Annotated in this window: 13 protein-coding genes and 1 other RNA gene; 2 read left to right on the forward strand and 12 right to left on the reverse strand. The window is 65.6% G+C overall.

The window, feature by feature from the left end; all coding sequences use genetic code 11:
- From sphsw_RS11580 to sphsw_RS11595, 4 genes are all read right to left on the reverse strand, one after another.
- On the reverse strand, positions 1-405 hold a 405-nt coding region (locus tag sphsw_RS11580), incomplete at its 3' end, for an NUDIX domain-containing protein (protein ID WP_031440757.1).
- Positions 402-1,073 (reverse strand): TPM domain-containing protein, encoded by a 672-nt coding sequence (locus tag sphsw_RS11585; RefSeq protein WP_031440758.1) that lies wholly within the window; start codon positions 1,071-1,073, stop codon positions 402-404. The genes sphsw_RS11585 and sphsw_RS11580, both read right to left, overlap by 4 nt.
- Before the next feature lies 1 nt (position 1,074).
- A complete protein-coding gene (locus sphsw_RS11590) occupies positions 1,075-1,926 on the reverse strand; it encodes a TPM domain-containing protein (RefSeq protein WP_031440759.1) in 852 nt (283 codons plus the stop codon).
- Between the two features lie 16 nt (positions 1,927-1,942).
- Complete coding sequence (locus tag sphsw_RS11595; RefSeq protein ID WP_031394860.1) at positions 1,943-2,542, reverse strand: LemA family protein; 600 nt, start codon at positions 2,540-2,542, stop codon at positions 1,943-1,945.
- Between the two features lie 104 nt (positions 2,543-2,646).
- Here sphsw_RS11595 and mscL point away from each other — a divergent pair, with 104 nt between their 5' ends.
- Entirely contained in the window at positions 2,647-3,117 is a 471-nt protein-coding gene (gene mscL / locus sphsw_RS11600) for a large conductance mechanosensitive channel protein MscL (RefSeq protein WP_031394859.1), read from the forward strand.
- Positions 3,118-3,152: 35 nt separating this feature from the next.
- On the opposite strand, the gene sphsw_RS11605 is transcribed toward mscL, so the two are convergent.
- Positions 3,153-3,584, reverse strand: coding sequence for an RrF2 family transcriptional regulator (locus sphsw_RS11605; RefSeq protein ID WP_031394858.1), 432 nt, complete (start codon positions 3,582-3,584; stop codon positions 3,153-3,155).
- Between the two features lie 60 nt (positions 3,585-3,644).
- On the opposite strand from sphsw_RS11605, the gene ssrA reads away from it, so the two are divergent.
- Positions 3,645-4,000: a transfer-messenger RNA gene (ssrA, locus tag sphsw_RS18910) on the forward strand.
- A gap of 67 nt (positions 4,001-4,067) precedes the next feature.
- Here the strand turns inward: ssrA and sphsw_RS11610 are convergent.
- The 7 genes from sphsw_RS11610 to infB all read right to left on the reverse strand — a co-directional run.
- The gene (locus sphsw_RS11610) at positions 4,068-4,784 is read right to left on the reverse strand and encodes a hypothetical protein (protein WP_031440760.1); all 717 of its coding nucleotides are present in this window, start codon (positions 4,782-4,784) and stop codon (positions 4,068-4,070) included.
- Positions 4,785-4,998: 214 nt separating this feature from the next.
- Complete coding sequence (gene pnp / locus sphsw_RS11615) at positions 4,999-7,419, reverse strand: polyribonucleotide nucleotidyltransferase (RefSeq protein WP_031440761.1); 2,421 nt, start codon at positions 7,417-7,419, stop codon at positions 4,999-5,001.
- Between the two features lie 194 nt (positions 7,420-7,613).
- On the reverse strand, positions 7,614-7,883 hold the full coding sequence (rpsO, locus tag sphsw_RS11620; RefSeq protein ID WP_031394369.1) for a 30S ribosomal protein S15: 270 nt from the start codon (positions 7,881-7,883) through the stop codon (positions 7,614-7,616).
- A 20-nt stretch (positions 7,884-7,903) separates the two neighbouring features.
- Entirely contained in the window at positions 7,904-8,812 is a 909-nt protein-coding gene (truB, locus tag sphsw_RS11625; RefSeq protein WP_031440762.1) for a tRNA pseudouridine(55) synthase TruB, read from the reverse strand.
- Between the two features lie 150 nt (positions 8,813-8,962).
- Entirely contained in the window at positions 8,963-9,538 is a 576-nt protein-coding gene (locus sphsw_RS11630; protein ID WP_031440763.1) for a thymidine kinase, read from the reverse strand.
- Positions 9,539-9,571: 33 nt separating this feature from the next.
- Entirely contained in the window at positions 9,572-9,961 is a 390-nt protein-coding gene (gene rbfA, locus sphsw_RS11635; RefSeq protein ID WP_031396110.1) for a 30S ribosome-binding factor RbfA, read from the reverse strand.
- Between the two features lie 116 nt (positions 9,962-10,077).
- Positions 10,078-12,268, reverse strand: a 2,191-nt coding sequence (infB, locus tag sphsw_RS11640; RefSeq protein ID WP_031440764.1) for a translation initiation factor IF-2, incomplete at its 5' end; no start/stop codon positions are given.

A 12,268-nucleotide genomic window follows, 5' to 3' on the forward strand; every position in this document is an offset into this window, starting at 1 on the left:
TACGCGGTGGACGGTGATGTTCTCGTCACCATCGCCGCCGCCGTCGCCGACCCTGGTCAGCCCGGTCGCACGGACCAGCGTGAAGCATTCGGACGTCATCCCCGGCGACGAATAGAACAGCCCCAGATCCTCGATCGCGGCCGCGCGGTAGCCGGTTTCCTCCTCGAGCTCGCGCCCGGCGGCGACCGCGACGCTCTCGCCTGCGGTCTCGTCACCGACCAGCCCGGCAGGCAGTTCGAGGCAGGCGCGGCCCAGCGGTACGCGAAACTGTTCGACCAGAATGACGTCGCCCGCGTCGATCGCAACGATTACGGCTGCCGCGATCTGCCCGCGCCGTTCCGCATATTCCCACGTGCCTTCGGTCTGCACGGTCAGGAACTTGCCCGCCCATACCGTCGTGCTCATAATTCGATCAGCCTGTCGGGAAGTTCGTTGATCGCCGCGTCGGTTCGCGGGAAATGCTCGGCGAGCACCGTGCCGATCTGCGCGACGGCATCGGCCATGCCGTCCGCCGGCCGGTCATCGCGCACCGCGGTGAGCACGGCGGCCATCGCCGCACCCCAGATCTCGTTCGGCACGCGCGAATGGATGCCCGAGTCTGCGACGATCTCCGCGCGGTGTTCGGCCAGCGACAGGTACAGCAACACGCCCGTCGCGCCGCGCGTGCGCTTTTCCGCGCCCGCCCGGAACAGCATCACCGCACGTCGGCGCACCCGGCGCGTTTTCGTCGCGCCCGGCGTCAGCGCGAGTCGCAACGCGGGGATAGTGAGAAGCAGGCGCATGCCCAGGAACACCAGCGTCATCAGGACGAGCGCGATCGCGAACAACGCGCCCTGTGGTGCCGACTGCGCCCAGGGATCGACGAGCCGCGCATAGATCTGGTCGGCCGCCACGGGGTGCAGCGCGAGCACCACAAGGCTCAGCAGCATGGCGAGCACGGACCATTGCAGCGAGACGTCGTGATAGGCGTCGGACTGGCGCGCGACGATCGTGACGATCTCGCCCGTCGTCGTGGTTTCGGCCTGCGTCACCGCGGCGGTGACGCGGCCGTGATCGGCTTCGCTCAACCGCATGTCACCAACTCCCCGATGCGCCGCCGCCGCCGGCAGATCCGCCGCCGCCGCCGCCAAAACCGCCGCCCATCCAGCCACCGCCGCCGCTGTCGCCACCGCCGCCGCCCCAGCTGCTACCGCCGCCGCCGCCGCGCCGTGACATCTCGTTGGCGATGCTCCAAAGCACGATCGGCAGTGTCCCGTTGCCGCCGCCACCGCTTGAATAGCGCGTACCACCGGCACGCCGCGAGATCATCGGAATGACGATCGCGGCTGCCACGATCCCGAAGATGATCAGCCCGATCGGCACGCCGCCACCGTTGCCGGACGGCGCGCGGCGATGCGTCTTGTCATATTCCGCCGCCGCCGCGCCGACCTTCGCGCGGGCCTCGGCGTCGGGCAAAGCGAGCTGGTCCGCGACCGCATTCGTGCCCGCGACGATCCCGCCGGTCATGTCCCCGGCCTTGAAGCGCGGCAGGATCTGCTGGTTGATCACGACGCTCGAAAACGCGTCGGTCAGGACCGGCTCAAGCCCATAGCCGACCTCGATCCGTACCTTGCGGTCGTTCGGCGCGACGAGCAGGATCGCACCGTTATTGGCGTCCTTCAGCCCGACCCCCCAGTTCCGCAGCAGGCGATAGCCATAATCCTCGATCGGATAGCCCTGCAGATCGGCGACGGTCGCGACGACCAACTGGTTGCCCGTCGCCTTTTGCAGGTCGTCGAGTCGTTTGGTGAGCGCCGCTTCCTGCTCGGGCGGGATCACGTTCGCCGCGTCGACGACGAAGCCGGTGAATTTCGGGAAAGTCTGGGCGCCTGCGGTGCCGCTGCCGAGCAGCACCGCGAAGAGGAGCGCCGCGAGGACGCGGATCATGCCGCCGGCCCCGCGATCAGCTCGCGTTGCCGAAATTCACCGTCGGCGCCGTCTCGGCCCCCGGCGTGGTCGCGGCAAATGGCACCATCGGCTTTGCGCCATAGAAGATCTTCGCGCCGACCGCGTCGGGGAAGGTGCGGATCTTGGTGTTATAAGCCTGGACCGCGCCGTTATAGTCGCGCCGTGCGATCGTGATGCGGTTCTCGGTGCCTTCGAGCTGGCTCATCAGCGTGGTGTAATTGGCCTGGCTCTTGAGCTCGGGATAGGCCTCCTGCAGTCGCTGCAGCGACAGCCCGACAGCACCCTGCACGCGCGAGAACTGCTCGATCTTCGCAGGGTCGGTCAGGTCGTCGCCCGAGACCTGCACCGTGCTTGCCGCGGCGCGCGCCTGCGTCACCTCGACCAGAATGCTCTTTTCCTGCGCGCCGGCCGCCTTGACCGTCGCGACGAGGTTGGGGATCAGGTCGGCGCGACGCTGATAGTCGTTCTGCACATCGGCCCAGCGCGCCTTCACATTTTCCTCGGCGGTCGGGATGCTGTTGATCCCGCAGCCGCCAAGCGTCGCCGCAAGCGCAACGACGGCGGATCCGCGAAGAATCTGGGCATAGGACGACATCGGGGCTCTCCTGCTGGTCTGTATCACCCCCATAGGACAGCGGACCGGCTTGGCGAAACCGAAATCGATGGCTAGCGTGCGGGGGACTGGAAAAGGGGGCGCAAATGCTCAAGGAATTCAAAGCGTTCATCATGCGCGGCAACGTGCTTGATCTGGCTATTGCGGTGATCATCGGGGCGGCGTTCAGCAAGATCGTCACCTCGCTGACCGACGACGTGCTGATGCCGGTGATCGGCAAGATTTTCGGCGGGCTCGACTTTTCGAGCTATTTCTGGCGGATGGGGCCTGTCCCCGCAAACTATGCCGGTTCGCTCAGCGACTATGCGGCGCTGAAGAAGGCGGGGGTGCCGTTGCTCGGCTATGGCGCGTTCGCGACGCAGCTCGTCAACTTCGTGATAGTCGCCTTCATCATCTTCATGATCCTGCGCGTCGTGAACCGCGCGGCGGCGCTGATCGAGCGTGAAACCGCGCGGCTCAAGCGTGAGGAAGAAGCGACGCCAGTCGCGCCGGCGCCCGAGCCGGTCGAGATCGCGCTGCTGCGGGAGATCCGCGACGAGCTCAAGGCACGCGGCTGACCGTCCTGCCCCTCTCCCACGGGGGGAGGGGGAGATCAGGCTGCGGCCAGATCCTCGGCGTTGGCATCCGCCAGGCTCGTGCCGTCGAGGATCCGCGCAGTCTCGTCGCGGACGCGCATCATCGCAAAGCGGATCGCGCAGTCTGCCTCGCTCTTGCAGTCGAGGCAGGGCCGATAGGCCGTGCGGCTGACGCAGGGCACCAGCGCGAGCGGGCCCTCGATGATCCGGATGATCTCGCCGAGCGAGATCAGGTGGCTCGGGCGCGACAGGCGATAGCCGCCCATCTTGCCGCGATGGCTGTGCAGCAAGCCGGACTCGCGCAGGTCCGCAAGGATCAGCTCGAGAAACTTGCGCGGGACATTGGCCTCGGCCGCGATGCGGGTCATCGGGATCGGTGGGCCACCGACCGGGGCGCCGCCAAGGAAGATCATCGCGCGAAGCGCGTAGCGAGAGCGCTGCGTCAACATAATACAGATTTCTATGCACGCGGTTTGTGGCGAGCGAAAGGCCGCAAAGGGCAAAATCACGGGCTTTTAATCGGCCGACCGCCGCTCTATATCACAAGCGTCATCGGGGGAATTCTCCCTTGGTGACTATGGCGATAAACCGTGGCGTGTCATAGACACAGCGGACCCGGGGGCAGTACCCGGCGACTCCACCACCGCCCTCTTCGCGAGAGGGGGACGATGACGGGGTCGAACTAGGATCGACGTGTGTTCAACGACGCTATGTTTCGCTCGGAATGGGACCACCGCAACGGCCCATACACAAGTGCCAACGATAACGAAGCACTCGCAATTGCCGCATAACTGACGGTCTAACGACCTAAGTTATACGGACGAAAGCGCGGTTCGGGCCACACCGGGCAACAGAAGTGGAAACCGGCGGTACGGGGGGCACCGAGCAACAGAAGCTCCCCACTCAAATTCTACTCAAGCGCATGCCCGCCGTTAGGCGGCAATTTGCGCGACCAGCTTGTCGAGCCGCGGGCTGAACCCGACGATGCCGATCAGCAGCTGGACGAGGGTCAGCATTCCCGCGCCCCACCAATAGGCTAGGTGCACCCGCCCGCGCAGTTGCGCATCGAACAGCATCGCAGCCCCCAGATAGACCATGGTGGCGACGAATATCGCCCATGTGCCGGACGGGCCCATGAGCGGCATCGGCAGAATGCGCCCCAGCGCCGGCGACATGATCAGAATCGTCGCGCACAGCATCAGGCGCTTGTGCCAGTCGGACCGGTGTCTCAGCTGGATCGCCCAGCCCGCCAGGATCGCAAAGCCGATGATCTGAAGATCGAGCGCGAGGAAAAGGCCCGGCGTGAAGAAGGGCGGGACGCGGTTGAGCCGGACGGCCATGACCGTCGTCGCGACGCCCACCACGACCATGACCGGGACCAGACATGCGGTCGCGACGCCCAGTCGCCGGTGCATCGCGATCGATCCCCGGTCGACCAGCCAGTTCTGCGCGACGTAGAGGATGATCCAGCCGAAGAAGACGGCAGCGTGCAGATGGACCTGGGCGGGAAGCCCGACGATGTTCCAGTCAGTCCGCTGCAGGTCCAGCCCGAACCCCGCGAAGACGGTGACCGCGATGATCGCAGCCAGCATGAGATAGAAACGCCGCTCGGCGGTGATCGCCGACACGCTGGTCGCCAAGGTTGCCATGATGCCCCCGCATCTCTGCTGCCTTGGCCGAGAATGCGCATGCACGCTGGACCCTGCAAGCCGATAGCAGCGCGTCCGGCCGTCATTCTCGTACAAATTGCAGGATGCGGATCCCGTGGCATCGCGCCGCCGGCTCCCGCAATCGTGATCGCCACGAAAAAGGGGACCCGGTTGCCCGGATCCCCTTTCGCTAGTTGCCAGTCGGCAAGATCGCTTAGTCGCGATCGCCCGTCAGGAACGCCGGAGCGAACTCGGGGGCCTTGTCGCCGTCCGAACGCTCGGCGCGGGGAGCGCGCTCGCCGCCCTGACCACCGCCGTCGCGACGCGGGCCACGGCCACCGCTGTTGCCGCCATCACGACCACCATCGCCGTCACGACGCGGGCCACGGGGACCACGATCACCGTTGCCGCCTTCGCCGCGCGGGCCACGACCGCCACCGCCGTTACCGGCGTCACGACCACCATCGCCATCGCGACGCGGACCGCGCGGACCACGGTCACCGCCTTCGCGCGGCTCACGGGCAGGACGCGTGTCCTCCAGCTCTTCGCCGGTCGTCTGGTCGACGACGCGCATCGACAGGCGAACCTTGCCGCGCGGATCGATCTCCAGGACCTTGACCTTGACTTCCTGGCCTTCGCTCAACGCGTCCGAGACCTTCTCGACGCGCTCGTTCTTGATTTCAGACACGTGGACGAGACCGTCCTTGCCACCCATGAAGTTCACGAAAGCACCGAAGTCCACCAGGTTGACGACCTTGCCGTCATAGACCTTGCCGACTTCGGCTTCCTCGACGAGGCCCTTGATCCACTTGATCGCGGCTTCGATCTGCGCGGGGTCGGACGACGACACCTTGATCACGCCCTCGTCGTCGATGTCGACCTTGGCGCCGGTCTGCGCGACGATCTCGCGGATCACCTTGCCGCCGGTGCCGATGACTTCACGGATCTTCGACTTCTCGATCGTGAAGGTCTCGATACGCGGTGCGTGTGCCGACAGCTCCTCACGCGTGTGGTCGAGCGCCTTGGCCATTTCGCCCAGGATGTGCGCACGGCCTTCCTTGGCCTGTGCCAACGCCTTGCCCATGATCTCTTCGGTGATGCCGGCGATCTTGATGTCCATCTGCATCGTGGTGATGCCCTCGGACGTGCCAGCGACCTTGAAGTCCATGTCGCCGAGGTGATCCTCGTCGCCCAGGATGTCCGACAGAACCGCGAAGTTCTTGCCCTCGAGGATCAGGCCCATCGCGATGCCCGACACCGGACGCTTGAGCGGAACGCCCGCGTCCATCATCGACAGCGAACCGCCGCAGACCGTCGCCATCGACGACGAGCCGTTCGACTCGGTGATGTCTGACAATACGCGGATCGTGTACGGGAACTCTTCCTTCGACGGCAGCACCGGGTGCAGCGCGCGCCAGGCGAGCTTGCCGTGGCCAACTTCGCGACGACCCGGCGCACCGAAGCGACCGACTTCACCGACCGAGTAGGGCGGGAAGTTGTAGTGGAGCATGAAGTTTTCGTACGACAGACCGTTGAGGCCGTCGATCATCTGCTCTGCGTCGCGCGTGCCGAGCGTGGTGGTGCAGATCGACTGCGTCTCGCCGCGCGTGAACAGTGCCGAGCCGTGCGTCCGCGGGAGGAAGTGGACCATCGCTTCGATCGGACGGATCTGCGTGGTGGTGCGGCCGTCGATGCGGGTGCCGTCCTTGAGGATGGCGCCGCGGACGATCTCGGCCTCCAGCTTCTTCATCAGCTTGCCGGCTGCCATCTGGTCCTGCGGGGTCGCATCGGCAAAGGCGGTCTTGCCCTTGGCGCGTGCGGCGTTCAGCAGGTCCGAACGCTTGGACTTGTCGGTCACCTTGTAGGCGGCCGCAATGTCCTTGCCGATCAGCTTCTTCAGCTTGTCCTTGGCGGTCGACAGGTCGGCCTGCTCGGCCATTTCCCAAGGATCCTTGGCAGCCTGCTCGGCCAGGTCGATGATCAGGTTGGCGGCTTCGCGGCATGCCTTGTGCGCGAACTGGACCGCGCCGAGCATGATCTCTTCCGAAAGCTCCTTGGCTTCCGACTCGACCATCATCACGGCTTGGCCGGTGGCGGCGACGACGAGGTCGAGATCACCCGCCTTGGCTTCGTCGAGCGTCGGGTTGAGGATGTAGGCGCCATCGACATAGCCGACGCGTGCTGCGCCGATCGGGCCCATGAACGGCACGCCCGAGATCGTCAGCGCCGCCGACGCCGCGACCATCGCGAGGATGTCCGGCTCGTTCTCGCCGTCATACGACAGAACCTGGCAGATCACGTTGATCTCGTTGTAGAAACCCTCTGGGAAGAGGGGGCGGATCGGGCGATCGATGAGACGGCTGGTCAGCGTCTCCTTCTCGGTCGCACCGCGCTCACGCTTGAAGAAGCCGCCGGGGATGCGGCCGCTTGCGGAGAACTTCTCCTGGTAATGGACGGTAAGCGGGAAGAAATCCTGCCCTTCCTTGACGGTCCGTGCAGCCGTCACGGCGCACAGAACGACGGTCTCGCCGAGGGTGGCGAGCACGGCGCCGTTTGCCTGACGGGCCACACGGCCGGTCTCGAGCGTCAGCGTCTTGCCGCCCCACTGGGCGCTTACGGTTTTGGTATCGAACATTTCGTTTCCTTCACTCCGGCGGCCAGATGCCGACCGGGGCCTATGTGCGAGCTAAGCCGGCTCGCGGCGGTGTGGAGCGAGTTGTCGCTCCTTGCCAGTCCACCGAATTGCGTCCTGGCGTTTGCCTCCGCGCGCGATGGCGCGGAATCAAAGTCGTATATACAAAAACGGCCCCCCGAAGGGAGCCGTTCGTTTTACTTGCGGAGACCGAGCTTCGCGATCAGATCCAGATAGCGCTGGCCGTCCTTGTGACGGAGATAGTCCAGCAGCGACCGGCGCTTGTTGACCATCATCAGGAGACCACGACGCGAGTGGTTGTCCTTCTTGTGGCCCTTGAAGTGCTCGGTCAGGTTCTTGATCCGCTCGGTCAGGATCGCGACCTGGACTTCGGGCGAACCCGTGTCGCCGTCCTGGCGTGCGTGGATCTTGACCAGCTCGGTCTTGCGTTCAGCAGTAATCGTCATGAATTCTCAGTCCTTCGACATCACAGATTGAAACCGCGAACGACCCGGACGTCTCCGTCCTCGACCTCGACCAGCGCGACCGGGACAGCGTCCAGCTCGGCGAAGTATTGGCCATCGTCTGCGGCGATCCCGGCCAAGATACGCCCCTGTCGGAGCGCCCCTGCCTGGTCGGGGGTGAGGGAGAGAGCCGGGATGTCGTCCAGCGCCACCCTCAAGGGCAGTAGTACATCTTCAAGCGCGGAGGCCTTAGCGAGTTCGTCCAGTTTGTCCAGCGATATCGCCGATAAGAGGTCGAACGGGCCGGCCTTTACGCGGCGTAGCATGGTGACGTGGCCGACGGTTCCGAGCGCCAGCGCGATGTCGCGCGCGAGGGAACGGATATAGGTGCCCTTGGAGACATGCGCGGTGAGGGTGACTGCCTCCAGTCCCGCCCCGACCCCGTCATGCAAAAGACGGGTGGGGTGGGGGGTGAGTGCGTGGATCGTCACGTTCCGGCTGGCGAGCACCACGTCCTGCCCAGCGCGGGCAAGGTCGTAGGCGCGCTCGCCATCAATCTTGAGTGCGGAATAGGCGGGGGGCACCTGCGCGATCGGGCCGGTGAACTGCGCCAGCACCGCCTGGACCGCTGCCATCGTCGGGCGCACGTCGGAGGTGGCGATGCTTACGCCCTCGGCGTCGAGCGTGTCGGTCTGGACCCCGAACATGATGGTGAAATCATAGATCTTGTCGCTGTCGAGCATCCGCCCGGCGAGCTTGGTCGCTTCGCCGACCGCGATCGGCAGCACGCCGGTCGCGAGCGGATCGAGCGTGCCGCCGTGGCCGACCTTGAACTTGCCATAGCCGCCGTTGCGCAGCGCGCGCTTCACCGCGGACACGCCCTGCGTCGAGCCCAATCCCAGCGGCTTGTCGAGAATGATCCAGCCATGCATGTCGTAGGATCCTTGAATATCGGGGCAGGGCGAGCCCCACCCACTCCGTCATCCTGACGAAAGTCAGGACCCAGAGCCACGAGAGACGGTGTTTGGTACTCTGGGTCCTGACTTTCGTCAGGATGACGGGAAGGGGCGAAGGGAAGGGAGCTACCCCAAAGCCTCGGTAAAATGCCGGCGGCACAGTGCGACATAGCGGTCGTTGCCGCCGATCTCGGTCTGCTGCCCCTCGGCGATCGCGCGGCCGTTCGCGTCGACGCGCAGGTTCATCGTCGCCTTGCGCCCGCACATGCACACCGACTTGATCTCGACCAGCGAGTCCGCCAGCGCGAGCAGTCGCGCGGAGCCGGGGAACAGCGCGCCCTGGAAATCGGTGCGCAAGCCGTAGGCGAGCACCGGGATGCCGGTGACGTCGCAGATCTGCGCCAGCTGGTCGACCTGGGATGCGGTGAGGAACTGTGCCTCGTCCACCAGCACGCAGGAGATCGCATCCTCGGCGTGCTGCCGGGCGATGCACGCGCCGATATCCGTATCCGCGTCGAACGCGATCGCCAGTGCCTCGAGCCCGATCCGCGACGTGATCGTGCCCGCCGCAAAGCGATCGTCGATCGCGGCGGTGAACAGCATCGTCCGCATCCCACGCTCGCGGTAGTTGAAGTCCGCCTGAAGCAGGTTGGTCGACTTGCCCGCGTTCATCGACGCATAATAGAAATACAGCTTGGCCATCGGCTCAACCCAAAGACGCGTCGCGCGGTGGCGTCAATCCTCGGACAGGTCGCGCGCGATATGCGGATCGCGCAACAGCGTGTCGATATGCGTGCCCTCGTCGAAGCTCTCGTCGGCGACGAACTTCAGCTTGGCGGCATAGCGCGTCTGCACGCGAGTCGCGACTTCGCGCTGGAGATAGGCGGTGTTCGTCCGCAGCGCCTTCAGCACCTTTTCCTCGTCCTTGCCGAGCAGCGGCTTCACGAAGACGGTGGCGTGGCGCAGGTCGGGGGACATGCGGACCTCGGTGATCGTGACGAGGTGCTTTTCGAGCACCGGATCATGCACGTCGCCGCGTGCGAGGATGTCGCTGAGCGCGTGACGCGCCTGTTCGCCCACGCGCAGCGCGCGGACGGTTTTGATCTCTGGGGTATCGGTCTTCATTCTTCTAACTCCCTCGCCCCTCCGGGGAGAGGTGGGGGTGAGGGGCGGCCGCAAGCGTTACCGCCCGGTACTGCCCCTCACCCAACCCTCTCCCCGAGGGGGAGAGGGCTTCAGTATTACAGCGTGCGGTCGCGCATCTCGACTTCGAACGTCTCGAGGACGTCGCCGGCCTTGATGTCGACGAAGTTCGACGTGAACGTCACGCCACACTCCAGCCCGGCGCGGACTTCGGCGACATCATCCTTGAAGCGACGCAGCGATGCGATTTCGCCCTGGTAGATGATGACGTCGTTGCGCGTGATACGTGCCTTGAGCGCCTTGCGGATATTGCCCTCGGTAACGAGCAGACCCGCCGCCTTGCCATGCTTGCCCGCCGAGAAGACCTCGCGGATATCGGCACGACCGACGACCGTCTCGAACGCTTCCGGCCCAAGCTCGCCGGCCATGCCCGCCCGGATCTCGTCGATCAGGTCGTAGATCACGTCATAATATTTGAACGCGACCTTCTGGCGCTCGGCGATCTCGCGTGCCTTGGCATTCGGACGAACGTTGAAGCCGATGATCGGTGCACCCGATGCCGCCGCCAACGTGACGTCGGATTCGGTGATGCCACCGACGCCCGAGCTCAGCACGCGCGCCTTGATCAGATCGGTGGAGATCTTGTTGATCGCCCCGACGATCGCCTCGACGGTACCCTGCGTATCGGCCTTCACGACCAGCGGATATTCGATCGCCTGCTTTTCCTTCAGCGCCGAGAACATGCTCTCGAGGCTGGCCGGAACCGATGCCGTCCGCTTGTCGGTCTTCACGCTGCGACGATATTCCGCGACTTCGCGGGCCCGTGCCTCGTTCTCGACGACCTGGAACGGATCGCCTGCTGACGGCACGCCCGACAGACCGAGGACCTCGACCGGCATCGCCGGACCCGCTTCCTTGATCTGCTTGCCCTTGTCGTCGACCAGCGCACGAACCTTGCCGCTCTCGCCGCCGACCACGAAGATGTCGCCCACCTTGAGCGTACCACGATTGACGAGGATCGTCGCAACCGGACCACGACCCTTGTCGAGCTTGGCCTCGATCACCGTACCCTCGGCCGCGCGATCCGGATTGGCGCGCAGTTCGAGCAGTTCGGCCTGGAGCTGGATCTTCTCGATCAGCGTGTCGAGACCGATCTTCTTGGTCGCGGAGACTTCGACGTCCTGGACGTCGCCGCCCATGTCCTCGACCACGATCTCCTCGCTCAGCAGGCGCTCGCGCACCTTCTGGGCATTGGCGCCTTCCTTGTCGATCTTGTTGATCGCGACGATCATCGGCACGCCAGCCGCCTTGGTGTGGGCGATCGCCTCCACCGTCTGCGGCATCAGGCCGTCGTCCGCCGCCACCACCAGGATGACGATGTCGGTGACGTCCGCGCCGCGCGCACGCATCTGCGTGAACGCTTCATGGCCCGGCGTGTCGAGGAAGGTGATCTTCGACTTGTCCTTCAGCGTGACCTGATACGCGCCGATATGCTGGGTGATGCCACCCGCTTCGCCGCGCACCACGTCGGTGCCGCGCAAGGCATCGAGCAGCGACGTCTTGCCGTGATCGACGTGACCCATGATCGTGACGACCGGGGCACGCGGACGCAGAGTCTCCTCGGCATCGTCGATCGTGTCGTTCGCCAGATCCTGGTCGACATCGCTGACGCGCGTCAGGTTGTGACCGAATTCGGTGACGAGCAGTTCGGCCGTATCCTGGTCGATCGTCTGCGTCATCGTGACGGGCATGCCCATCTTGAACAGCGCCTTGACGAGGTCTGCACCCTTCTCGGCCATACGGATGGCGAGTTCCTGCACGGTGATCGCCTCGGGGACGACCACGTCGCGGACCTGCTTGGCCTGCGGCTCGCGCGGACCACCGGTGCCACGACGCTCCTTCTCACGCGCACGCTTGAGTGCGGCGAGCGAGCGGGCGCGGGCGCCATCCCCATCGCCGAGGGCGCGGTTGACGGTCAGCTTGCCCGAGGTGCGACGATCGTCGCCCTTGCGGTCACGCTGCTGCGGCCGTGCCGGGGGTGCGTCGCGACGGACGCCACCAGCCGGCGCGTTGGCACCGGTTGCACCAGGGCGCGCTGCGGTCGTGCCGGCATTGGCCGTCGTCGCCGGCGCTGCAGGCGCAGGTGCCGGGACGGGCTTCGGCGGCGGCGGAGGACGCTCGGGACGGGCGACTGGCGAGAACCGGCGGGGTGCCGGCATCGACGGATCGCGCGACAATTCGAGAATCGGCGGCGGGGCCGGCGGTGCGACAGGCGCGGGCGCCGGCTTG

The organism is Sphingomonas sp. FUKUSWIS1 (assembly GCF_000733135.1).
Taxonomy (GTDB): domain Bacteria; phylum Pseudomonadota; class Alphaproteobacteria; order Sphingomonadales; family Sphingomonadaceae; genus Sphingomonas; species Sphingomonas aerolata.

Bases quoted from the DNA above. Each gene is read 5' to 3' on its own strand.
- sphsw_RS11590 (WP_031440759.1), bottom strand. From the start codon at position 1,926: ATGATCCGCGTCCTCGCGGCGCTCCTCTTCGCGGTGCTGCTCGGCAGC.
- rbfA (WP_031396110.1), bottom strand. From the start codon at position 9,961: ATGAAGACCGATACCCCAGAGATCAAAACCGTCCGCGCGCTGCGCGTG.
- sphsw_RS11595 (WP_031394860.1), bottom strand. From the start codon at position 2,542: ATGTCGTCCTATGCCCAGATTCTTCGCGGATCCGCCGTCGTTGCGCTT.
- sphsw_RS11610 (WP_031440760.1), bottom strand. From the start codon at position 4,784: ATGGCAACCTTGGCGACCAGCGTGTCGGCGATCACCGCCGAGCGGCGT.
- mscL (WP_031394859.1), top strand. From the start codon at position 2,647: ATGCTCAAGGAATTCAAAGCGTTCATCATGCGCGGCAACGTGCTTGAT.
- rpsO (WP_031394369.1), bottom strand. From the start codon at position 7,883: ATGACGATTACTGCTGAACGCAAGACCGAGCTGGTCAAGATCCACGCA.
- truB (WP_031440762.1), bottom strand. From the start codon at position 8,812: ATGCATGGCTGGATCATTCTCGACAAGCCGCTGGGATTGGGCTCGACG.
- sphsw_RS11605 (WP_031394858.1), bottom strand. From the start codon at position 3,584: ATGTTGACGCAGCGCTCTCGCTACGCGCTTCGCGCGATGATCTTCCTT.
- sphsw_RS11585 (WP_031440758.1), bottom strand. From the start codon at position 1,073: ATGCGGTTGAGCGAAGCCGATCACGGCCGCGTCACCGCCGCGGTGACG.
- sphsw_RS11630 (WP_031440763.1), bottom strand. From the start codon at position 9,538: ATGGCCAAGCTGTATTTCTATTATGCGTCGATGAACGCGGGCAAGTCG.
- pnp (WP_031440761.1), bottom strand. From the start codon at position 7,419: ATGTTCGATACCAAAACCGTAAGCGCCCAGTGGGGCGGCAAGACGCTG.